General features: G+C 61.5%; 21 protein-coding genes. 17 read left to right on the top strand and 4 right to left on the bottom strand.

Annotated elements, in window-relative coordinates; translation table 11 throughout:
* Positions 1-216: 216 nt before the first annotated feature.
* Entirely contained in the window at positions 217-2,352 is a 2,136-nt protein-coding gene (locus ACSOSP_RS17900) for a prolyl oligopeptidase family serine peptidase (RefSeq protein WP_455308636.1), read from the top strand.
* A gap of 130 nt (positions 2,353-2,482) precedes the next feature.
* On the opposite strand, the gene ACSOSP_RS17895 is transcribed toward ACSOSP_RS17900, so the two are convergent.
* Positions 2,483-3,706, bottom strand: coding sequence for a Bcr/CflA family multidrug efflux MFS transporter (locus ACSOSP_RS17895; RefSeq protein WP_455308635.1), 1,224 nt, complete (start codon positions 3,704-3,706; stop codon positions 2,483-2,485).
* 368 nt (positions 3,707-4,074) lie between these two features.
* On the opposite strand from ACSOSP_RS17895, the gene hemL reads away from it, so the two are divergent.
* The 9 genes from hemL (at position 4,075) to ACSOSP_RS17850 (ending at position 11,374) form a co-directional block, all read left to right on the top strand.
* On the top strand, positions 4,075-5,358 hold the full coding sequence (gene hemL, locus ACSOSP_RS17890; protein WP_455308634.1) for a glutamate-1-semialdehyde 2,1-aminomutase: 1,284 nt from the start codon (positions 4,075-4,077) through the stop codon (positions 5,356-5,358).
* 11 nt (positions 5,359-5,369) lie between these two features.
* Positions 5,370-6,506 (top strand): bifunctional diaminohydroxyphosphoribosylaminopyrimidine deaminase/5-amino-6-(5-phosphoribosylamino)uracil reductase RibD, encoded by a 1,137-nt coding sequence (gene ribD / locus ACSOSP_RS17885; protein WP_455308633.1) that lies wholly within the window; start codon positions 5,370-5,372, stop codon positions 6,504-6,506.
* A 38-nt stretch (positions 6,507-6,544) separates the two neighbouring features.
* Positions 6,545-7,186 (top strand): riboflavin synthase, encoded by a 642-nt coding sequence (locus ACSOSP_RS17880; protein WP_455308632.1) that lies wholly within the window; start codon positions 6,545-6,547, stop codon positions 7,184-7,186.
* A 165-nt stretch (positions 7,187-7,351) separates the two neighbouring features.
* Positions 7,352-7,627: a type II toxin-antitoxin system TacA family antitoxin gene (locus tag ACSOSP_RS17875; protein ID WP_455308631.1), complete on the top strand. Its 276-nt coding sequence runs from the start codon at positions 7,352-7,354 to the stop codon at positions 7,625-7,627.
* Positions 7,627-7,794, top strand: coding sequence for a hypothetical protein (locus tag ACSOSP_RS17870; protein ID WP_455308630.1), 168 nt, complete (start codon positions 7,627-7,629; stop codon positions 7,792-7,794). The genes ACSOSP_RS17875 and ACSOSP_RS17870 overlap by 1 nt, the downstream gene beginning before the upstream one ends.
* 50 nt (positions 7,795-7,844) lie before the next feature.
* Complete coding sequence (locus ACSOSP_RS17865) at positions 7,845-8,135, top strand: GNAT family N-acetyltransferase (RefSeq protein ID WP_455311028.1); 291 nt, start codon at positions 7,845-7,847, stop codon at positions 8,133-8,135.
* A gap of 436 nt (positions 8,136-8,571) precedes the next feature.
* On the top strand, positions 8,572-9,552 hold the full coding sequence (locus ACSOSP_RS17860) for an ABC transporter substrate-binding protein (RefSeq protein ID WP_455308629.1): 981 nt from the start codon (positions 8,572-8,574) through the stop codon (positions 9,550-9,552).
* Between the two features lie 89 nt (positions 9,553-9,641).
* The gene (locus ACSOSP_RS17855; RefSeq protein ID WP_455308628.1) at positions 9,642-10,616 is read left to right on the top strand and encodes an ABC transporter permease subunit; all 975 of its coding nucleotides are present in this window, start codon (positions 9,642-9,644) and stop codon (positions 10,614-10,616) included.
* Positions 10,613-11,374 (top strand): ATP-binding cassette domain-containing protein, encoded by a 762-nt coding sequence (locus ACSOSP_RS17850; RefSeq protein WP_455308627.1) that lies wholly within the window; start codon positions 10,613-10,615, stop codon positions 11,372-11,374. Before ACSOSP_RS17855 ends, ACSOSP_RS17850 begins: the two co-directional genes overlap by 4 nt.
* A 125-nt stretch (positions 11,375-11,499) precedes the next feature.
* Here the strand turns inward: ACSOSP_RS17850 and ACSOSP_RS17845 are convergent, their stop codons facing one another.
* Positions 11,500-11,883, bottom strand: a complete 384-nt coding sequence (locus ACSOSP_RS17845; protein WP_455308626.1) for a type II toxin-antitoxin system death-on-curing family toxin — start codon at positions 11,881-11,883, stop codon at positions 11,500-11,502.
* On the bottom strand, positions 11,880-12,107 hold the full coding sequence (locus ACSOSP_RS17840; protein ID WP_047896196.1) for an AbrB/MazE/SpoVT family DNA-binding domain-containing protein: 228 nt from the start codon (positions 12,105-12,107) through the stop codon (positions 11,880-11,882). The genes ACSOSP_RS17845 and ACSOSP_RS17840 overlap by 4 nt, the downstream gene beginning before the upstream one ends.
* A 462-nt stretch (positions 12,108-12,569) precedes the next feature.
* Here ACSOSP_RS17840 and ribBA point away from each other — a divergent pair, with 462 nt between their 5' ends.
* The 4 genes from ribBA to ACSOSP_RS17820 are packed head-to-tail and all read left to right on the top strand — an operon-like array spanning position 12,570 to position 15,951.
* Complete coding sequence (ribBA, locus tag ACSOSP_RS17835; RefSeq protein ID WP_455308625.1) at positions 12,570-13,742, top strand: bifunctional 3,4-dihydroxy-2-butanone-4-phosphate synthase/GTP cyclohydrolase II; 1,173 nt, start codon at positions 12,570-12,572, stop codon at positions 13,740-13,742.
* A 48-nt stretch (positions 13,743-13,790) separates the two neighbouring features.
* Positions 13,791-14,294 (top strand): 6,7-dimethyl-8-ribityllumazine synthase, encoded by a 504-nt coding sequence (ribH, locus tag ACSOSP_RS17830; RefSeq protein ID WP_031359198.1) that lies wholly within the window; start codon positions 13,791-13,793, stop codon positions 14,292-14,294.
* Positions 14,291-14,728 (top strand): transcription antitermination factor NusB, encoded by a 438-nt coding sequence (gene nusB, locus ACSOSP_RS17825; RefSeq protein ID WP_097261694.1) that lies wholly within the window; start codon positions 14,291-14,293, stop codon positions 14,726-14,728. The genes ribH and nusB overlap by 4 nt, the downstream gene beginning before the upstream one ends.
* Before the next feature lie 20 nt (positions 14,729-14,748).
* On the top strand, positions 14,749-15,951 hold the full coding sequence (locus ACSOSP_RS17820) for a pyridoxal phosphate-dependent aminotransferase (protein WP_455308624.1): 1,203 nt from the start codon (positions 14,749-14,751) through the stop codon (positions 15,949-15,951).
* A 155-nt stretch (positions 15,952-16,106) separates the two neighbouring features.
* Here the strand turns inward: ACSOSP_RS17820 and ACSOSP_RS17815 are convergent, their stop codons facing one another.
* The gene (locus ACSOSP_RS17815) at positions 16,107-17,264 is read right to left on the bottom strand and encodes a transglycosylase SLT domain-containing protein (protein WP_455308623.1); all 1,158 of its coding nucleotides are present in this window, start codon (positions 17,262-17,264) and stop codon (positions 16,107-16,109) included.
* 640 nt (positions 17,265-17,904) lie between these two features.
* On the opposite strand from ACSOSP_RS17815, the gene ACSOSP_RS17810 reads away from it, so the two are divergent.
* The 3 genes from ACSOSP_RS17810 (at position 17,905) to ACSOSP_RS17800 (ending at position 21,323) form a co-directional block, all read left to right on the top strand.
* Positions 17,905-19,512 carry a UbiD family decarboxylase gene (locus tag ACSOSP_RS17810; protein ID WP_455308622.1) on the top strand — a complete coding sequence of 536 codons (1,608 nt, stop codon included), beginning with the start codon at positions 17,905-17,907 and terminating at the stop codon, positions 19,510-19,512.
* Positions 19,509-20,531 (top strand): asparaginase, encoded by a 1,023-nt coding sequence (locus tag ACSOSP_RS17805; RefSeq protein ID WP_455308621.1) that lies wholly within the window; start codon positions 19,509-19,511, stop codon positions 20,529-20,531. The genes ACSOSP_RS17810 and ACSOSP_RS17805 overlap by 4 nt, the downstream gene beginning before the upstream one ends.
* A 114-nt stretch (positions 20,532-20,645) precedes the next feature.
* Positions 20,646-21,323: a LysE family translocator gene (locus tag ACSOSP_RS17800; RefSeq protein ID WP_455311026.1), complete on the top strand. Its 678-nt coding sequence runs from the start codon at positions 20,646-20,648 to the stop codon at positions 21,321-21,323.

The following is a 21,323-nucleotide window of genomic DNA, read 5'->3' as shown; positions in this document are numbered from 1 at the left end:
TCGGTTCGACACCTGTCGAACCGAGCGGGAACGGCATGTTAACCGAATAAATCATCTCGAAAAACTGTGCGTCCGACGACCGCCAAGGCTTGTGTTGCAGCCTGGCGTCATCGACATCGCCGCACGTTCTCCACGTCGAACAGGCACAATCTCTGTTCACCGACACTATCGGCGGCAGCGCCCAGTTGCGTTCGCCTCTGAGCCAACTCTCCCGACATGACCCGAACCTTCCTCGCTGACCATCCCGACCTTGCATGGACTTCTGCGCCGGAAAAGTCTGATTCCGAGGATCCTTTCATCGAACTCGAAACGCTCGATGACGACCGCGTCGACACCTGGGTCGATGCGCAAAACGCCCGTACGACAACGGCTTTCGGTAAGACGCCGGAAACCGATGCGCTGAGCGCGCGCCTGAAAACGGCCTATACATCGCAGGAGCGGATTGTTTCGTGCACGCGTTATAACGACTGGGGCTACAACACGTGGCAGGACGAGACACATCCGCTCGGAATCGTCAGGCGCACGCCCTGGTCATCGTGGCTGGCTGGCACGCCCGAGTGGCAAACCATCCTGGATGTCGACCAGATCGACCTGAACACGAGCGCCGCCAAAGACGGCATCCGCTGGGCGCTGCACGACTTCGACATGCTCTATCCGACCTGGGACCGGGCGTTGGTGAGCTTGTCGCCGGGCGGCTCGGACGCATGCCTCGTGCGCGAGTTCGATATCGAATCGCAGCGCTTCATGGAAGACGGTTTCACGCTTCCTGATGTCGGCAAGCACGGTATTTCGTGGATCGATCGCGACACGGTCTACGTTGGCTGGGACGACAGCGCGCACAACAAGAAACCCGCGCTGACCACGTCCGGTTTTCCACGCCAGGCGCGCAAATGGAAGCGCGGCACGAAGCTCGCTGATGCCCCCGTGGTCTTCGAAGGCAAGCGTCGCGATGTCTCGGCGGGCGCGGATTACGATCAGCTCGAAAAGCTGCATCTGGCTTCGCGCGCGACGTCGTTCTTCGAGACGCTGCAATACTGGCTCGATGAAACCACCGGCGAATGGCAACAGTACGATGTCCCGCTGCACGCGGAACTGGAGCATTGGAACGGCTGGCTGTTTGTCACGCCACGCGAGTCCTACGAATCGGGCGATACAACCTACGCGAGCGGTTCGCTGCTCGTCATTCGCCGCGACGCCTTCCTGAAAGGCGCGCGCAATTTCACCGTGCTGTTCACGCCGTCAGGCCGCAATGTCCTCGCAGATATCGACTTCACTAAGCACTGGCTGGTGGTGTCGCAAATGGACGATGGTTCACCGCGCGTCGAGTTGCTCAGTCCCCCGGCCGATCTCGAAGGCGAATGGACCCGCCGCGATTTCGTACTGCCGGCCGCGAGCCAATCGTATGTGGATTCCATCGACAGCGAACGCGACGACACCGTGCTCGTTCACGTCGAACATTTCCTCACGCCGCCGTCGCTTTACTACGCCGATTTCGCGCGGCCGGAGCGCGAATGGCAACTGCTTGCACGCCTTCCCGCTCAGTTCGATGCGAGTGGTCTTGTTGCTGAGCGTCGGCACGCGATTTCGACCGATGGCGTCGCCATCCCCTATTGGTTGATCGGCCGTGAAGCGAACGTGAAGGGTCGGGAAGCTGCGCCCTGCCTGCTCTACGGCTACGGCGGCTTCGAAGTCGCGCTCGACCCGCATTACGATGCAACCACGGGTATCGCGTGGCTCGAAAGCGGCGGGCTGTACGCAGTCGCGAACATTCGCGGCGGCGGCGAGTTCGGGCCGGAGTGGCATCAGGCGGCGCAGCGCGGGAAGCGCCAGGTCGCCTTCGATGACTTCATCGCGGTTGCGCAAGCGCTGGTGGCATCGGGCGTGACGACATCGAAACAACTCGCCATTCGAGGCGGAAGTAATGGCGGCTTGCTGACCGGCGTCATGCTGGTCCAGCGGCCGGAATTGTTCGGCGCGGTGTTGTCCGAAGTGCCTTTACTCGATATGGCGCGCTTTCACTTGCTGCTGCAAGGCGCGTCGTGGATCGATGAATACGGCGACCCCGAGGAGGCAGACGACCTGCGTTTCCTGCTGACCTATTCGCCTTATCAAAACGTGAAAACCGATGCGGTCTATCCGCCGGCGCTGTTCACATCATCGGCGACCGATGACCGCGTGCATCCCGGCCACGCCCGCAAGATGGCTGCACGGATGCAGGCGCAGGGACATGACCGCGTGTGGTATCTGGAGAACCGCGACGGCGGTCACGGCGCGGGCGTGGAGGCGGAAAGCATCGCCCGGGTGGAAGCGACTGCGTTCACGTTCTTGCAGCGGATGGTGGGCGACAAGTGACGGTGACGGCAACGCGGTCTCAGCTTGTGAGCAAGCGGTTGCATCAACCCGGTGCGAATATCTTGTCCGCGCCGGGTTGTTCAAAATGCGCCGCGCGATACATCAGGAAAACCGAACAAGGCCGAATACATCACCCCGCCCGGCTCGCCCGCACCGGCGTGCCATGCCAGCGCAGCACGAGCGTCCGGCCGACGAACGTCAGCACGCCCGTCACCCCGATCACGATTCCCATCCCTTGCGGCGTGCCGTCGTGGAACATGCCGACCGCCACGCTTGCCAGCGCGCCGAGCGCCAACTGCACCGCGCCGAACACCGCGGCCGCGGCGCCGGCGTTGTGCGGGTATCGATGCATCAGGTCGGTCGTGCAGTTGGCCGACAACAACCCCACGACGCCCACCACGAAGAACAGGGTGCCGACGATCGACCACAATCCGCCAAAGCCGGTGATGCAAACAAATGCCGTCGCCAGCGCCGCGATCACGCTGACGAACGAAGCTATCGAAATCAGTTTCAGCGATCCCAGCGGCCCGACCAGCCGTGTGTTCACCACGTTCCAGCCGATGATCCCGATAATGTTCAGCCCAAAGAAAAACCCGTAGTGCTGCGGCTTCACATGAAAGTAGTCGATATACACAAACGGCGTCGCGGTGATGTACGCGAACATCGAAGCGAACGCCATGCCGCCGCACAGCGTGTGGCCCCATGTGACGGGATCGGTGAGAAGACGGCCGTAGGCGGCGAATGAGCGCCCCAGCGCCGATGTCGCGCGTTTCTCGCGCGGCCAGGTTTCCGGCACCCGCAAAAACGTGGTCACCGCGCAAATCGTGCCGAACAGCGTGAGCGTGATGAATACCGCGCGCCAGCCGCCCAGCAGCAGCAACTGGCCGCCTATCAACGGCGCGAGCAGCGGGCCTATCGATGTGACAATGGCCAGCATCGACAACACCCGGGCCGCGTCCGACGGTGCGTGTGCATCGCGTGCAATCGCGCGCGCCAGCACCGAAGCCGAGCCCGCGCCGAGCGCTTGCAGAAAGCGCAGGATAACCAGCGAATGGATGGAAAACGACAGCGCGCATCCCACGCTGGCAAGCGTGTACAACACGATGCCGCCAAGCAGCACTGGCCGGCGGCCGTAGGCGTCGGAGAGCGGGCCGTACACGAGCATGCCGAGCGAAAAACCCAGCATGAAACTGGTCAGCGTAATCTGCGCAGCGGCGGCGGTCACGCCGAACGAGGCGGCGAGCGCGGGCAGGCTCGGCAGATACATATCGATGGAAAGCGGGCCGCACGCCGCCAGCGCGCCGAGCAACAGGATCAGTCGGCGATCGGAACGGCGCTTGATGATTTCGGGCATGAGGGCGAAAGGAAGCTTGATGAGAAGGCGCGGTTCTCGGGACTTGCCAGTAACGAGAGTAGCGAAAAACCTGGCAAGGGCCACGTCCGGCGTGCAAGCAAACGGCTTAAACAGCACCTTAAAAGAGTAAGCATTGTACGCGCCCTGCTTTCATGAATCTCACGGGCCGTCATTTTGAACGCGGTGCGAGGACGCAGCGTCGCGGGCTGAAGCCAGGCGACTCCGGTACAATTTCATCTTGATTTCCTGCAGCCGCGAGCGATGCGCCGGACCCCGCCGGACCAGGTCCCGGCGCTGTTCCACGCTTTACCAAAGCCAGCGGCCGCAGCCTCTCCAGCCGAACCCGTCATCCAGTGCAGGCCCCCGTCATGTCCAGAAATGAAGCTCTCTTCGAACGCGCCCAGAAAACCATTCCCGGCGGCGTGAACTCGCCGGTGCGCGCGTTTCGCTCGGTCGGCGGCACGCCGCGGTTCATCGAACGCGCGCAAGGTCCGTATTTCTGGGACGCCGACGGCAAGCAGTACATCGACTACATCGGTTCGTGGGGACCGATGATCCTGGGTCACGTTCATCCCGACGTGCTTGAGGCCGTGCAGCGCGTGCTCGTGAACGGGTTTTCATTCGGCGCGCCGACCGAATCCGAGATCGAGATCGCGGAAGAGATCTGCAAGCTGGTGCCGTCGATAGAACAGGTTCGCATGGTATCGAGTGGCACGGAAGCGACCATGAGCGCTCTGCGCCTCGCGCGTGGGTTTACGAAGCGTGACCGGATCATCAAGTTCGAAGGGTGCTATCACGGTCACGCGGACAGCCTGCTCGTGAAAGCGGGCTCGGGTTTGCTGACGTTCGGCAACCCCACGTCGGCAGGCGTTCCCGCCGATATCGCCAAGCACACGACCGTGCTCGAATACAACAACGTCGAGCAGCTTAACGAAGCGTTTGCCGCGTTCGGTGCGGAAATCGCGTCGATTATCGTGGAGCCGGTGGCGGGCAACATGAACCTCGTGAAGGCCACGCCCGAGTTCCTGCAAGCGCTGCGGGACCGCTGCGACGAGTACGGCTCGGTGCTTATTTTCGATGAAGTGATGTGCGGCTTTCGCGTGGCGCTCGGCGGCGCGCAGCAGGTCTATGGCATCACGGCGGACCTTACGTGTCTTGGCAAGGTGATCGGTGGCGGCATGCCGGCGGCGGCGTTCGGCGGCCGACGGGACATCATGGCGCACCTCGCGCCGCTCGGCGGCGTGTACCAGGCGGGCACGCTATCGGGGAATCCAATCGCGGTCGCGGCCGGATTGAAGACGCTGCAACTGATCCAGGCGCCGGGGTTCTACGAGACGCTTACGAAGCAAACCCGCCGTCTCGCCGATGGCCTCGCAGCCGTTGCAAGCCAAGCCAAGGTGCCGTTCTCGGCGGACGCTATCGGCGGCATGTTCGGGCTGTATTTCGCCGAGCGTGTCCCGGGGAGCTTCGCCGAAGTCACGCAAGGCGACACAAAACGCTTCAACGCGTTTTTCCACGAGATGCTTGATGCAGGCGTGTACTTCGCGCCATCGGCGTATGAAGCGGGGTTCGTATCGATCGCCCACGACGACGCCGTCATCGACGCCACGCTCGACGCCGCCCGCGGCGCGTTCGCGCGCCTTGCCGCTTAAGAGCCGCCGCCATGTTCTCGCAGACCGATTTCTCGCACATGGAGCGCGCGCTGGCGCTGGCCGCGCGCGGCATGTACACGACGACGCCGAATCCGCGCGTCGGCTGCGTGTTGGTGAAGGACGGCGATGTGATCGGCGAAGGTTTCACGCAGCCCGCCGGTCAGGATCACGCCGAGGTTCGCGCGTTGAAGGACGCACGGGCACGCGGCCACGATCCGCGGGGCGCCACCGCCTACGTCACGCTCGAGCCGTGCAGTCATTTCGGCCGCACGCCGCCGTGCGTGCACGCGTTGATCGACGCGCGGGTCTCGAAGGTCATCGCGGCAATGGAGGACCCGAATCCGGCGGTGTCCGGGCGCGGACTGGCGATTCTCCGCGATGCGGGTATCGATGTGCGCTGCGGCCTCCTGGCCAACGAAGCGTACGAGATGAACATCGGCTTCGTGTCGCGCATGACGCGCCGCCGTCCGTGGGTACGCATGAAGGTCGCGGCCACGCTGGATGGCCGCACGGGTCTGCCGAGCGGCGAAAGCCAGTGGATCACCGGCGAAGCGGCGCGAGCCGATGGCCACGCGTGGCGTGCTCGCGCCTGCGCGATCCTGACGGGCATTGGCACGGTGCGCGAGGACGATCCGCAACTGACCGTGCGTGCGATCGATACGCCGCGCCAGCCGCAACGCGTGCTGATTGATAGCCGTCTGGACGTGCCGCTCACCGCCCGGATTCTGGAAGGTGCACCGCCGTGGGTGTTTTGCGGCGCTGAGCCCGACACCGCGAAAGCCGATGCGCTGCGAGAACGGGGTATCGAATTCACTCCGCTGACGAACGAGCAAGGCAAGGTCGATCTGCCGGCCATGCTGGGGATCCTTGCTGATCGCGGCATCAACGAGTTGCACGTTGAAGCGGGCCACAAGCTGAATGGCTCGCTGCTGCGCGAGGGATGCGTCGACGAATTGCTGGTTTATCTCGCGCCGAGTTTGCTGGGCAATGCGCCGGGCATGTTCGATTTCGCGCCGCCCGATACACTCAATGCCCGGCCGCATTTGCGGTTTCATCGAATCGACCGGCTGGGTGATGACCTGCGCATCCTGGCGCGCTTTGCGGTGGTGAAAACCGATGCGCCAACCGACGCGAAGCCGATTATTTAACGCACAACACAACACGCACAACCTAAGGAATCTCGACGATGTTCACAGGAATTGTCGCGGCGGTTGGCCGCATAGAAGCGGTCACGCCGCTGGGTTCAGCCACCGATGCCGATACCGGCGTGCGTCTCACGGTGGCGTCCGGCGGGCTGGATCTCGCGGATGTCGAACTTGGCGACAGCATCTCGATTCAGGGCGCGTGCATGACCGTGATCGAGAAGTCGGCGGGATCATTTGACGTCGATGTGTCGCGCGAGAGCCTGAACAAGACCGCAGGATTGTCCGAACCCGGCGATGTGAACCTGGAAAAGGCGCTGCGTGCGCATGACCGGCTGGGCGGGCACCTGGTATCGGGACATGTGGATGGTCTGGGTGAAGTGACGCATTTCGCACCGGTCGGCGAGTCGCATGAGCTGCGGATTCTTGCGTCGCGCGATATCGGTAAATATCTGGCTTATAAAGGCTCGGTGACGGTGAACGGCGTGAGCCTGACAGTGAATACCGTGAACGATCGCCCCGATGGCTGCGAGTTTTCGATCAACCTGATTCCGCATACGGTGGAAGTGACCACGTTGCGGCATTTGACGGCTGGCGCGAAGGTTAATCTGGAGATCGATTTGATTGCGCGGTACGTGGAGCGGATTCTCAGTGCGTCTCCCGACGGCGATAAGCCGTTGAAATGATTTGTTTTTCCTGAATCAGGTCGAAATGCGGCGTTGACCCCTTCCGCAAAGGAGCGGGATTGATGCTGGCCACATGACAATTGTTTCGATTCGGCCCGCGAGCCAAGCACCGAATCAATGTACGCCTAATGTGCCAACATGACGTACATTTGAAGGAGGCTCGCTATGAGCACGACTACCCGTTCCGCCCGTCTGGGTTTGCGGGCCACGCCGCAGCAGGAAGCGGTGCTGCGCCGCGCAGCCGAGATTGCGCACAAATCGATGACCGATTTCATTTTAGACAGTGCCTGCCAGGTTGCCGAACGGACCTTGCTTGACCAGCGCCTGTTTCTTGTTACCGAAAGCCAATCACAAGCGCTGCTGGACATGCTCGACCGGCCTGCGCAAGACAATGCGGGGTTGAAAGAGTTGTTCTCCCGAGCGACGCCTTGGGAGAAGTGATGCCGTTGTCTGCACCGCAAGCGCTGGATGCCAGCCATGTGCTGGATGGATTTGATTGCGGCAAGACTAGCCTGAACGACTGGCTCCTGCGCCAAGCGCAGGCAAGCGGCTCGGCTAAAACCTACGTCGTTGCCAAAGAGCAGCGCTTGGCGGGTACTACAGCCTGACCGTAGGGCAGATCGACACATTGGAAGTGCCTGACCGGATACGCAAAGGGATGGGAGCATATCCAATCCCTGTGGTCATCCTGGCTCGGCTCGCGGTATCAGCGCAGGATCACGGACGTGGCATCGGAATTGGAATGCTGCAAGATGCGATTCGGCGTACGGTGGCCATTGCCGAACAGGCTGGTGTTCGTGCCTTGCTGGCACACCCACTCGACGAGGATGCGGCGCGCTTCTATCTGCGTTTTGGGTTTGAAGCTTCTCCGGTACAAGGACAGCAACTGCTTCTGTTGCTGAAAGACGCACGTCGACTACTAATGCCTGCTGCCGGCAAACCTAAGTAAAGACCGTTTGCTGTTCTTTGAAGCGGCTAGCTGGATGCGCAAACACACGCTGGCTTTTTGAGCCATGGCACCCTCGCGCAAGCTCGCACAGTGCTGACTAAAGCTCCTGCCGATGTAAGGTCACCGACGCCAGTGTCCACAATCGACATCGACCGCCTCATACAACACGTAACCACGAACGAGTGCCTTTCACTCGCCGCTGACCTGATTGGAAAAGCCACGCGCCCATATCTGAGCCGCCCGAATTTTTCTCGAAGTCACTAAACACCATACTGCCCGCGGGTCATCACTTGCACCCGCAAACAAGCGTTGTCATTCCCATGGCTAGCGACACCGCTCGCGCCTATACTGCCGAACAGCCGATTGCGATCGCCACGGAGCGTGCAAAACAAATAGGGCGGCGCCAGGTCGGACTCAAAAACTGGAGGAAGACAAAATGAAGCGTTTCGTTTCCCGCTGTGTGCTTGCCGCCTCAACGATCATCGTTTTTTCTCTGTCGGGCCTTGCACGTGCGGATGCCGCCCATCCGGTGGTCGCACTCCTGCCTGGTGTGGTTGATCCGTTCTACTTCACAATGCATCGCGGCGCGGAACGGGCCGCCAAGGAAGAGAAGGTCGAGTTGCTGTTCCAGGTTCCCAAAGCGTGGAACACCAGTGAGCAAGTGCCGATCCTCAAGGCGTTCATCGCTAAACATCCAGACGTGCTGCTGATTTCGCCCGTAGATAAGCAACAACTGATTGGACCGCTGAAGGAAGCCGCCGATGCCGGCATCAAGGTCATTACCGTCGACACCTATATCGGCGATGGACATTATCAAACGGGCAAAGGCGATGCCGATTTCCCGCTTTCTTATATCGCGTCTGACAATCTCGAAGGCGGCCGGGTCGCGGCACGCGCGCTTGCCAAAGCCATAGGCGACAAGGGCACGGTCTATTGCGAGAACAACAAGCCGGGCATATCGAGCACGGACGCCCGCGCTGAAGGCTTCGCCGAGGAGATGAAGAAGCACCCGAACATCACCGTGCTGCAGACGCTCTACAACGAAGACGACGCCAACCAGGCCGCCGCACACGTGGCTGCGGTATTGGCGCGCAATCCGGATCTCGCGGGCGTGTTCGGCGCCAACACCTTCTCCGGCAGCGGCGCGGCCCAGGGCGTGAAGGCGGCGGGCAAACAGGGCATCGTGAAGGTGGTCGTATTCGATGCGGTGCCAGGCATCGACAAGCAAATCAAGAGCGGCCTGGTCGATATCGCGATTGCACAGCGCCCGGACGAAATCGGCTACTACGGCGTCAAGTTCGCCGCCGACGTCATTCACGGCAAGAAGATTCCCACCCTCAAGAGCACGGGTTTCGAGGTTCTCGATAAAAACAATATCGACAAGCCCGACATGCAGCAATACATCTATTCGAACTAGCCAAAGCAGGCCGGTTCAAGCGATAGATCGTCTCCACCGCGTGCGCCGCCGCGCACGCGGGTTCTGCTCATGACAACGCGGATGACTCAATGGATAGCTCGCGTCTAGACAAGATCGCGCTGATTACCAAGTTATGGCCGTGGCTGTTCCTGGCCGCCCTGCTCGCCTTTTTCGAGGTGTACGCGCAGATCTCGGCTCATCGGTCGTTTCTTTTCAACGCCTACAACCTGCAATCGATTGGTCTTGCCGCCGCCGCTCCGCTGCTGCTGGCAATCGGCCAGACCTTCGTGATCATCACGGCCGGCATCGATCTGTCCGCGGGCTTCGTGATGGGACTGGCCGCCGTTTGCGTCGCGCAGTTCACGCTGTTCGGCAGCGGCTCGCCGTGGATCCTGATCGTGTCGATCCCGCTCACGGTTGTGGTCTGCCTGATTCCCGGGCTGGTCAACGGCGTGCTGATCGCGTGGCTTGGCGTGCCGGCTTTTATCGGCACGCTCGGCATGTACGGCGTGGCGCGCGGCGCGGGCTTTCTTGCGGCCGGAAGCGGCATGACTGTCTCGGTCGACAACGCTGGTCTTGCGTGGCTCGGCGCCGGCTGGAAGCCAGTGGTGCTGACCGGAGTATTGCTTGTGATCATGCATTTGCTGCTATCGAAGACGCGGTTCGGCCAGTACACCTATGCAATCGGCGGCAACCCGCAGTCCGCAGTGCGAGCCGGGATCAACGTCAAACGCCACCTGCTACTGGTGTACCTGATCGCCGCCGCGTTCGCCGCGGTCGGCGGGATCATCTACACAGCGCGTTTTGCAGCAGGCGCCGCGAATGCCGGTGAGCCGATGCTGCTCGATTCGATCGCCGCCGTGGTGATCGGTGGCGCGAGCCTGTTCGGCGGGACCGGCAATGTCATCGGGACGCTGATCGGCGCGCTGATCATCGCCGTGATCCAGTTCGGACTGGTGTTCGTGGATGTGAACGCGTTCTGGCAATTCATTGTGGTGGGTATTGTCATCATCCTGTCGGTGCTGATCGATCAATACAAGGATCGTCTTGGAGGCGCCCAATGACCACGCCGATCCTGGAGGTACGCGACATCTCGATCCGCTTTGGCGGCGTGGAGGCGCTCAAGCATGTGTCCTTGCAGTTGCTGCCGGGCGAGGTGCTGGCGCTCGCCGGCGACAACGGTGCGGGCAAGTCGACGTTGATCAAGATCATTTCAGGCGTCTACCGGGCCGACCAGGGCGAACTGCTCTTCGACGGCGCGCCGTTGCAATTGCGCGATCCGCAAGACGCTCGAGCCCGCGGGATCGAGACGATCTACCAGGACCTTGCGCTCGCCGACAACCTGGACGTCGGCAGCAATATCTTCCTGGGACGCGAACCGCTGCGCCGGCAACTGGGCTTCCAGGTCATCGACCGGCCGCGCATGGCGCAGGTCGCGCGCGATGTGCTCAAGCGCCTCGACATCGTGATTCCCGAGCGCAAGCTCGGTGGTCCGGTGAAGATGCTTTCAGGCGGGCAGCGGCAAGCGATTGCCATTGGCCGGGCCATTTACTGGAACGCCCGGGTGCTCATCATGGATGAGCCCACCGCCGCGCTGGGCGTGCCCGAACAGCGCAAGGTGATGGAGTTGATCTCGGCGTTGAAGGCCCAGGGCGTCTCCGTGCTCCTGATCTCGCACAATCTGCACGACATCTTTGCAATCGCCGATCGCATTGTCGTGCTGCGGCGCGGCGAGGTGGCGGGCGAGCGGCAGGTCCAGCAAACCAATGGCGATGAAATCGTGCACCTGATGGTCGGCGATACTTTCGTGAGCCCGGGATAGGGGCGACGTTGGGAAGCGGCAGCCATCGATAACCCGTATGTAAAGCGGATGGTATCGAAAGGGACGCCTATGGGACGCCTGTCACTCGATGAGCCGTCTCGAGCTCGGGCTTTGTCGCCAGCAATTTACTCGACGATCCGCTGCCGGAACCACTCCGCCAGCACAGCCTCTTCTAGCGAGCCAGCAGCAACCATTTCCATGGTCCTGACTGCGTCAGCGGGCTCAAACTTTAACCGGTAGCCGTTGTCTGCGAGAAAGAGACGCGCGATCACCCAAGCGGTGCGCTTGTTGCCGTCCGCAAAACCATGATTTCGTGCTAGTCCATAGGCGTACGCGGCAGCAAGCGCAGCCACGTCCGCACTTGCATACACCTCGAGGTTTTGAGGCCGCGCCAGTGCCGATTCCACCGCACCCTTGTCCCGAACGCCATCGAGCCCGCCGTGCTCGGCAAGCTGGCGATCATGCACGGCATAGGTGAGATCCGCGCGAACCCATCGCCATGCTGTCATTTGGCCAGCGCACGCAGGATATTTCGATCATCGTGCATGATCTCTTCTGCAAGTTTCATTTGGCGTTCAAAATCCGGGTTGTACGGCGTAATCCGATAACCCCCTTCAGGTGCTTCAGTCAGATACACCGTATCTCCCTTCTGTACCTTGAGCCGCGCCATCGCTTCCTTGGTAAGAATGAACCCGGCCGAAGCCCCAACCGTTGTGACTTTGAATGTAAGCATGGCACCTCCGTTCTATATAATAATGATTATATAGATGTTGATCGCAAAGAGGACACGGAGTAAATGGCCTACCCCAATTTCCAAGCTCTGCTCGATTTTTCGCTCGGCAACGTTGGCGACAACTAAGCGATGCAAGCGCTGGGCGTCGTTCACGAAGAAGATTTGTTCCTCCTCATGGCCCAGGCTCACCTGCCCATGCCGCAGTTGCCCGAGTTAGACGTGCGCCGTATGGTTGACGACTTGACCGCGCTGCGTAAGTAACACATCGGATCGAGCGCGACGCATTTCTCGCAGATTCGCTTCCCTCCCGTCCAAGACCCGATCGGCCGCCTTTAGTCCGTCCTTCAAATCCGTCCAATACCCGGCCGGATGGCCAACGCATCGCCAAAACCGGCAAATCCACCGCGTTGCCATCGTCCGTGGCGTAAAATACGCCCTTTCCCGCACCGGACGAACACCGCAATGACGCTCGCCTCCACCCCAGAGATCATCGCCGAGCTGAAGGCTGGCCGGATGGTGATCCTCGTCGACGAAGAAGACCGCGAAAACGAGGGCGATCTCGTCATCGCCGCCGATTTCGTGACGCCGGAAGCGATCAATTTCATGGCGCGCTACGGCCGTGGACTGATCTGCCTGACGCTCACGCAAGACCGCTGCCGTCAGCTGAACCTGCCGCTGATGACGCAGCGAAACGGCACCCAGTACGGGACGGCGTTCACGGTCAGTATCGAGGCGGCCGAAGGCGTGACCACCGGCATCTCCGCCGCGGACCGCGCACGCACCATCCAGGCAGCGGTGGCGCACGACGCGAAAGCCGAGCACATCGTCCAGCCGGGTCACGTGTTTCCGATCATGGCGCAACCGGGCGGCGTGCTGGTCCGCGCGGGGCATACGGAAGCGGGCTGCGACCTGACGGCAATGGCCGGCCTGACGCCGTCATCGGTGATCTGCGAAGTGATCCGCGACGACGGCGAAATGGCCCGGCTGCCTGACCTGATCGAATTCGCTGAACTGCACGGCATTCGGATTGGCACGATCGCCGACCTGATTCACTACCGTTCGCGCACGGAATCGATTGTCGAACGGGTCGCCGAACGCACCATGCAGACGGCGCATGGCGCCTTTCGCGCGGTGTTGTATCGCGATCAGCCCAGCGGTTCGCCGCATATCGCGCTGGTGCGCGGCCAGCCGTCGCCGGAACGGGAAACGCCGGTACGCGTGCACGAGCCGCTGTCGGTGCTGGATCTGCTCGAAGTGGACTCGTCCACACACTCCTGGACCCTCGACGCCGCGATGAAGGAAATTGCCGCCCGCGACCTGGGCGCCATCGTGCTGCTCAATTGCGGCGACACGAAAGAACATCTCGTCGATGTATTCCAGGCGTTCGAGCGCGAGGACAAGGCGGCTGAACTCAAACGCCGCCCGATCGATTTCAAGACCTACGGCATCGGCGCGCAGATCTTGCGCGAACTGGGCGTGGGCAAGATGCAGGTGCTGTCGAATCCTCGCAAGCTCGGCAGCATGTCGGGTTACGGTCTCGAAGTGACCGGGTTCATCCCCATGCCGGGCTGCCCCGCCACGACCTCGGCAGATCCGGCCGATCCTGCTTCCATCGCCCATTTACGCTCGGTTTAAAAAAGCGCCAAACCAACCACACTGCATCACACTGAAAACGGATAAATAATGGAAATCGGACAATATCAACCGAACCTCGACGGCGACGGACTGCGCATCGGCATCGTGCAATCGCGCTTCAACGAGCCGGTCTGCAACGGCCTCGTGGACGCCTGCACGGAAGAGCTCGAACGGCTCGGCGTGATTGGCGAAGACGTCCTGCTCGTCACCGTTCCGGGCGCACTTGAAATTCCGCTGGCACTGCAAAAACTGGCTGAATCGGGTCAGTTCGATGCGTTGATCGCGCTCGGCGCAGTGATCCGTGGCGAAACGTATCACTTCGAGTTGGTTTCGAATGAAAGCGGCGCGGGCATTTCCCGTATCGCACTCGACTTCGGCACGCCGGTCGCCAATGCGATCCTGACGACAGAAAACGACGAACAAGCCGTTGCCCGCATGACCGAAAAAGGCCGCGACGCAGCACGCGTGGCGGTGGAAATGGCGAATTTATCGGTCGCGCTGGAACAACTCGGCGGCGACGATGAAGACGAAGACGACGAGGACCGTGCATGAAAAGCGCTCGACGACGCTCGCGCGAACTCGCGACACAAGGGCTTTACCAATGGTTGCTGTCGGGCGCGCCCGGCGGCGAGATCGACGCGCAGTTGCGCGGCGCGCAAGGCTTCGATAAAGCCGACCAGGAACATCTGGACGCCATCCTGCACGGCGTGATCAAGGAAGCGGACACGATTTCCGCCGAATTGCAGCCGTGCCTCGACCGTCCGCTTGAACAGCTTTCGCCGGTCGAACGGGCGGTGCTGATGGTCGCGGCTTTCGAATTCAAGCATCACCTGGACATTCCGTATCGCGTGGTGATCAACGAAGCGGTCGAGCTGACCAAGACGTTCGGCGGCTCCGATGGTTATAAATACGTGAACGGCGTGCTGGATAAACTCGCCGTGCAATTGCGGCCGACGGAAGCGCAAGGCCGCGGGCAACGCAGCTGAGCGAGCGGGCTTTCCCCTTCATGAACTTCGCAAAAGAACCGTTGAACGCAGCTATCCGATACGCCGCCCGAGTTGACGCCATCGAGCCGTTCTATGTCATGGAACTGGCGAAAGAAGCCCAGGCGCTCGAACGCGCGGGCCGCAACATCATTCACATGGGTATCGGCGAACCGGATTTCACGGCGCCGGAACCGGTGATCGCGGCCGCCACGGAAGCCCTGCGTCGCGGCGTGACGCAATACACGAATGCGCTCGGACTGGCGTCGTTGCGCGAGGCTATTGCCGGCCACTATCGAGACACGTTCGGGCTCAGTATTGACCCGGCGCGCATTGTGGTGACGGCGGGTGCGTCGGCCGCGTTGCTGCTGGCGTGCACCGCGCTGGTCGATCGCGACGACGAAGTGCTGATGCCCGACCCGTGCTACCCGTGTAATCGCCATTTCGTGGCGGCTACCGAAGGCCGTCCGGTCCTGATTCCGAGCGGTCCGGCCGAGCGCTTCCAGCTGACAGCTGCTCAAGTCGAAGCTAACTGGACATCCGCTACGCGCGGCGTTCTGCTCGCTTCACCGTCCAATCCGACAGGTACGTCCATTGAACCGGACGAACTGGCGAAAATTGTCGACGTAGTGCGCGCGCATGGCGGTTTTACGATCGTCGATGAAATTTATCAAGGCCTGAGCTACGACGCGAAGCCCGTGTCGGCGCTTTCGCTAGGCGATGACGTGGTCACGGTGAACAGTTTTTCGAAGTACTTCAACATGACCGGCTGGCGGCTCGGCTGGCTCGTGGTCCCGCCAGCGATGGTCGCCACCATGGAGAAACTCTCGCAGAACCTGTTCATCTGCGCGTCGGCGCTCGCGCAGCATGCGGCGCTGGCGTGTTTCGAGCCGGCCACGCTCGCGATTTACGAGTCGCGACGCCTTGAATTCGGGCGCAGACGGGATTTCATCGTACCCGCGTTGCGTTCGCTTGGTTTCGAAGTGCCCGTTGTGCCGGACGGCGCGTTCTACGTTTATGCCGACACGCGCCACGTCGCGCATCCGGCTGCCGGCGACAGCAACGCGTTGACGCGTTCCATGCTGCATGACGCCGGTGTCGTGCTGGTACCCGGCACGGATTTCGGCTTCCATGCGCCGCAAGACTATATTCGCGTGTCTTATGCGACTGCGTACTCACAGCTTGAAGAGGCTGTGCAACGCCTGGGTATGCTGTTTCGGGTTTAAGCCACGGATTCGAGGCGGTCCCTATCTATCATCGGATCTCCAAGCGAAGCAGAAGCAAAAAAGCCGTTCCAATTTACGTTGGAACGGCTTTTTTTGTCCTACCTGGCTTGCGATTGACAGCCCGGGCGCCCTGCTTCTGTTACTAACGCACGCGTTTAAGCGCCAAACTCCGTCGAAGCCACATGCTTTGTTTGCGCGTCCGCGTCGTCCGTATCGTTGTGATCGCCGGCTTGCGGCGCAGACGACTTGGCCGTAGCCGTGATCGCCGGAGCACCGGCAAGTGTCACGCGCACACGTTTTTCACTCGTTCCCGTGTTTGACGGCGAAGCCGATGCCACCACTTGCTTGGGCGCAGACGGCGCCGGCGCTGGCGGCGTGATGATCGGCACATTGCGGCCGCGAGCTACATCGCGAAGGCGTCCACGTTCGGCCAGCACCTTTGCACCGTAACCGCCATCGTCCTGTGCCGTCGAACCCACGTAAAAACGCAATCCACCCGCCACCGACCCGCCACGCGCGATGCAATCCTTCAGCACCAGCGCACCGACTTTGATATTCGCGAGGGGCTCGAGCGCCGCCTGCGAGCCGCCGAAATACTGGAACTTGTCGGAGTGAACCTTCGACATCACCTGCATCAACCCTTGAGCACCCACACCGCTTTCAGCATACGGATTGAACCCCGATTCGATCGCCATGACGGACAGCAGCAGCAGAGGATCGAGGCCAACCTCACGGCCGGTATCGAAAGCCGCTTTCACAAGCTCACTGACCGGGTCCTGCGCCACGTGATAACGCCGCGCAATGAAGTTCGCCACCAGGTTCTGCTCACGATCCGACACGAGTACACGGTCGTCGCGGGCATCGGCTACCACCCGCTGCGAGGAAATCGCGCTGGCGAGCGTCGAAACGGTCGGCAATGTGCGGGGATCGAGCCCGTTTGGCGACACGGCGAGACTCAGGCCGCCGGTGAGCTTGCGCGCGCTGTCGTCGTCGCTGGCTGATGCGCCGAGCGAGACCGGCTCGCCGTTGCGCAACGCCTCTTCATGCTGATGCCCGATCGCGAAAGGGGGGAAGGGTTGTCCGGAGAGCAACCGGGCCGGACCGGCTTGTACCGCGGCCGAGACGAGGGGCATGAGTTTGGCGGCGAAGGAGCCGCGCCAGGCTGGCTGCAGCCAGAGGGCCAGCGCGGTCACCACGGCGGCACAGCCGACCAGGCTGAAGACCGTGAGACTCATGTGTTTGGCGCGACGCAGCGTAGCGCGTAGATAAAGCGCCAGGCGAGCGTCGGGACGCCACGACAACCAAGCATTCATTGGATGGATCTCCCAAATTTCATGATTTCCGCAGATGAAAACCCGAAAAACTGGTCCACCACGCAGAAATCGACACCGCCAGCTCTTAGTTACCTACGAGCGGTATCGGGAAAACGGTACAAACCGTTGGGGAGACCTGACCGGAACATTACGTTTTCCGGGTGCGCGCGGCACGAAGGACATGCCAGGGCGCGCACACAGGTCACCACGCGAAAAACCGGCGAAGAAGGGCGCCGGCGAGAAAACCAAAGCCTTGATTCACCGGACTAATCCGGTGCAGGTGACGCGTCGCGTCGTTTCAAAAGACCTGAGGCACTGGTAAAAAGTTTCAATTGGTGTTGTCAATGCCAAAGGATTCTAGCAGGCTCAAATGATCCGTCAATGCTGGTAATTGTAAAAGCTATTACTTTCAGTAATTATAAACACTGTTCAGGATGGCAAGAACGGCCTGCCAAGCCACTTTCCAGCGGAAACGTCCGAATTGTGTCGTTGTGTGCTCTGACGTACCGACATCAACACAGGTAAAATCGACAATCGCCCGCGCGCGAAAGTTCCTCGCAAGGGGCTCGAGCCACCACATCAGCTGCTGTCCTTCCCTGGCGCAGACCGCGCTTTCCGCAGGCCCCCTTCCCTTTAGCCGATGAAATACAAAGACCTGCGCGACTTCACCGCCCGCCTCGAAACGCTCGGCGAATTGCGCCGCATCAGCCAGCCGGTGTCACCCGTCCTTGAAATGACTGAACTCTCGGACCGCGTGCTGCGCTCGGGCGGCCCCGCCCTGCTGTTTCAGGCGCCGACGGGACACACCATGCCCGTTCTGGCCAACCTGTTCGGTACGCCACGGCGCGTGGCGCTCGGCATGGGTATCGAGACCGAAGCGCAAGCGACGGCCGACCCCAGCCTTCTCAGCGATAAAGCCGCGCTCGAGTCGCTGCGCGACGTTGGCCGCTTGTTGTCGGCGCTCAAGGAACCCGAGCCGCCCAAGGGTTTGAAGGATGCCGGCAAGTTGCTGTCGCTGGCGAAAGCCGTCTGGGACATGGCGCCGAAAACCGTCAGCTCGCCGCCCTGCCAGGAAATCGTGTGGGAAGGGCAAGATGTCGATCTGGCGCGCCTGCCCATTCAGACCTGCTGGCCCGGCGACGCCGGTCCGCTCATCACGTGGGGACTCACTGTCACGCGCGGCCCGAACAAGACGCGGCAGAACCTGGGTATCTATCGGCAGCAGTTGATCGGGCGTAACAAGTTGATCATGCGCTGGCTCGCGCACCGGGGCGGCGCGCTGGATTTTCGCGAGTTCGCACTCGCCAATCCGGGCAAACCGTATCCGGTAGCGGTGGTGCTCGGCGCCGATCCGGCCACCATTCTCGGCGCCGTGACGCCCGTGCCGGACTCGCTTTCCGAATATCAATTTGCCGGGTTGTTGCGCGGCGCAAGGACCGAGCTGGCGAAATGCCTTACGCCGGGCGTCGATACGTTGCAGGTGCCCGCGCGCGCGGAGATCGTCCTCGAAGGCTTCATCTATCCGCAGGATGGTCCTGTTCCGCCGCTGCCCGCCGGCGCGCCGCCGCGGCCGATAAATTCCCCGTCGTCGAAGTACGAACACTCGCTCGAAGGCCCGTACGGCGACCACACCGGCTATTACAACGAACAAGAGTGGTTCCCGGTCTTCACAGTCGAGAAGATCACCATGCGCCGTGACGCGCTCTATCACTCTACCTATACAGGCAAACCGCCCGACGAACCGGCCGTGCTCGGCGTCGCGCTCAACGAAGTGTTCGTGCCGCTGCTGCAAAAACAGTTCACCGAGATCACGGACTTCTATCTGCCGCCCGAAGGCTGCAGTTATCGAATGGCGATCGTGCAGATCAAGAAGAGCTATCCGGGCCACGCGAAGCGCGTGATGTTCGGCGTCTGGAGCTTTCTCAGGCAGTTCATGTATACGAAGTTCATCGTGGTGGTGGACGACGACGTGAACATCCGCGACTGGAAGGAAGTGATCTGGGCGATCACCACACGCATCGATCCATCGCGCGATACGGTGCTGGTCGATAACACCCCGATCGACTATCTCGATTTCGCGTCGCCGAAGGCGGGGCTGGGATCGAAGATGGGGCTCGACGCCACCAACAAATGGCCCGGTGAAACGGACCGCGAATGGGGCCGGCCGATCACAATGGATGATGCGGTGAAACGGCGCGTCGACGCGCTGTGGGACGAAATCGGCTTTTCCGGAGGGAAGCGTTCATGAACGTTGCGGCGACGGTTTATCGAGGAAATCTGGTTGAAAACACGCACGCCGCGCATGTGGCGGTCGTCGATGCCGAAGGCCGGTTGATCTACGCATTCGGGGACCCGTCACGCATGACGCTTGCGCGCTCGGCGGCGAAACCGGCGCAAGCGCTCGCGGTACTGGAAACGGGCGCGCTGGACCGCTTCGGTTTCGACGACGCCGATCTCGCGTTGATGTGCGCATCGCACAACAGCGAGCCGCGTCACATCGAGCGCACGCGCGCCATGCTGGCGAAGGCCCACGTCACCGAGGCCGATCTTCGATGCGGCGGCCACGCGCCTTTGTCGGACGCGGTCTTGAAGGAGTGGATCAGGCGCGACTTCACGCCGACGGGCGTATGCAGCAATTGCTCCGGCAAACATGCGGGCATGCTGGCGGGAGCCCAGGCGCTGGGCGCGACTGTGATTGACTATCACCTGCCTGAGCATCCGCTGCAGGTCAAGGTGAAACGAACCGTTGCCGAACTCTGCGATCTGCCGGACGACGGCGTGCAATGGGCTATCGATGGCTGCAATTTACCTACGCCGGCGTTCCCGCTGGATCGGCTCGCCCGGCTCTTCATGAAGATGGCGGATGCAGATGCTGATACCGAAACCAACCCGCGCTCGAAAGCCCTGGCCCGCATCTATCGCGCGATGACGACGTACCCGGAACTCGTCGCGGGCGAAGGCCGATTCTGTACCGCGTTGATGCAAGCCTTCGACGGCAATCTGGTCGGCAAAGTAGGCGCCGATGCGAGCTATGCGATCGGCGTGCGTGCTACCGGCGCGCGCGGGTCGCTAGGCATCGCAGTCAAGGTGGAAGACGGCAACACAACGGTGCTTTACGCGATCGTCACGCATGTGCTCGGGCAACTCGACATCGGTCACGAAACGCAGCGCGCGAAACTCGCCGCCTTTGGGAACCCGACAATGCGCAACACGATGGGTATCGAGACCGGACGGCTGGTGGTGTCGGCGCCGCTTGAACGCGTTTAGTTAGTGCACGAACACAGGCGTTCGACCGATTACCCCGCGCGCCGCAGCAGGATGAAAACGCGAAGCCGGACAACCGGCTTCGCTCAATATAAAAAGATCAGGAAGGAAGTCGGGATGCACGTGTTGCCATTGCTGTCTGATGGATTTTTTCTGTCGTTGTCGCTGTGTCTGGATATTGGTATCGCAAACGTCGCGATCATCTCACTGACGCTTTCCCACGGCTTCAAGCCGGGCATGATGATCGGCCTCGGCACCTGTTTCGGCGATCTCGTCTACGCAGCGCTCGCGCTCGCGGGCATGGCTGCGCTACTCCAGTTCGATACCGTGCGCTGGGTCGTATGGATAGGCGGCGCGATCGTACTGCTATTGCTGACCTTCAAAATGGCGCGTGAAGCGCTTTTCCCGGCATCCGCGCCTCCGGTAGAGGGAGAACCGGATCTTGTCCCCACTCCACGACCCTCAAACCTGCGCAGCTTCATGCGCGGCACTCTGCTCGCCGTGTCTTCACCAAGCGCCATCCTCTGGTTCGCCGCCGTGGGCGGTGCGTTGATCGCGAAAGCCGGGGCGACGGGTCCGGCAAGCGCATCGGTGTTTCTCATCGGCTTCTTTTGCGGCGGCCTCGCCTGGACGCTCTTCATCTGCACGCTCGCCAGCCACGGCCGCAAACGCGCAGGGACGGCGTTGCTGCGCGCTTGCCACGTTTTATCGGCGATGTTGTTTGCGTACTTCGCCTACAGCGTGATCGTCAACGGCTATCACGACCTGATCCTGAAGGGCGCGCAGACGTTATGA

It is taken from the genome of Caballeronia sp. KNU42, assembly GCF_053760385.1.
Note: the sequence above shows the minus strand (reverse complement) of the source record. Positions and strands in the feature narration are given on the sequence as shown.

Coding starts and splice junctions, on each gene's coding strand:
- ACSOSP_RS17900 (WP_455308636.1), top strand. CDS start 217: ATGACCCGAACCTTCCTCGCTGACCATCCCGACCTTGCATGGACTTCT.
- ACSOSP_RS17895 (WP_455308635.1), bottom strand. CDS start 3,706: ATGCCCGAAATCATCAAGCGCCGTTCCGATCGCCGACTGATCCTGTTG.
- hemL (WP_455308634.1), top strand. CDS start 4,075: ATGTCCAGAAATGAAGCTCTCTTCGAACGCGCCCAGAAAACCATTCCC.
- ribD (WP_455308633.1), top strand. CDS start 5,370: ATGTTCTCGCAGACCGATTTCTCGCACATGGAGCGCGCGCTGGCGCTG.
- ACSOSP_RS17880 (WP_455308632.1), top strand. CDS start 6,545: ATGTTCACAGGAATTGTCGCGGCGGTTGGCCGCATAGAAGCGGTCACG.
- ACSOSP_RS17875 (WP_455308631.1), top strand. CDS start 7,352: ATGAGCACGACTACCCGTTCCGCCCGTCTGGGTTTGCGGGCCACGCCG.
- ACSOSP_RS17870 (WP_455308630.1), top strand. CDS start 7,627: ATGCCGTTGTCTGCACCGCAAGCGCTGGATGCCAGCCATGTGCTGGAT.
- ACSOSP_RS17865 (WP_455311028.1), top strand. CDS start 7,845: ATGGGAGCATATCCAATCCCTGTGGTCATCCTGGCTCGGCTCGCGGTA.
- ACSOSP_RS17860 (WP_455308629.1), top strand. CDS start 8,572: ATGAAGCGTTTCGTTTCCCGCTGTGTGCTTGCCGCCTCAACGATCATC.
- ACSOSP_RS17855 (WP_455308628.1), top strand. CDS start 9,642: ATGGATAGCTCGCGTCTAGACAAGATCGCGCTGATTACCAAGTTATGG.
- ACSOSP_RS17850 (WP_455308627.1), top strand. CDS start 10,613: ATGACCACGCCGATCCTGGAGGTACGCGACATCTCGATCCGCTTTGGC.
- ACSOSP_RS17845 (WP_455308626.1), bottom strand. CDS start 11,883: ATGACAGCATGGCGATGGGTTCGCGCGGATCTCACCTATGCCGTGCAT.
- ACSOSP_RS17840 (WP_047896196.1), bottom strand. CDS start 12,107: ATGCTTACATTCAAAGTCACAACGGTTGGGGCTTCGGCCGGGTTCATT.
- ribBA (WP_455308625.1), top strand. CDS start 12,570: ATGACGCTCGCCTCCACCCCAGAGATCATCGCCGAGCTGAAGGCTGGC.
- ribH (WP_031359198.1), top strand. CDS start 13,791: ATGGAAATCGGACAATATCAACCGAACCTCGACGGCGACGGACTGCGC.
- nusB (WP_097261694.1), top strand. CDS start 14,291: ATGAAAAGCGCTCGACGACGCTCGCGCGAACTCGCGACACAAGGGCTT.
- ACSOSP_RS17820 (WP_455308624.1), top strand. CDS start 14,749: ATGAACTTCGCAAAAGAACCGTTGAACGCAGCTATCCGATACGCCGCC.
- ACSOSP_RS17815 (WP_455308623.1), bottom strand. CDS start 17,264: ATGAATGCTTGGTTGTCGTGGCGTCCCGACGCTCGCCTGGCGCTTTAT.
- ACSOSP_RS17810 (WP_455308622.1), top strand. CDS start 17,905: ATGAAATACAAAGACCTGCGCGACTTCACCGCCCGCCTCGAAACGCTC.
- ACSOSP_RS17805 (WP_455308621.1), top strand. CDS start 19,509: ATGAACGTTGCGGCGACGGTTTATCGAGGAAATCTGGTTGAAAACACG.
- ACSOSP_RS17800 (WP_455311026.1), top strand. CDS start 20,646: ATGCACGTGTTGCCATTGCTGTCTGATGGATTTTTTCTGTCGTTGTCG.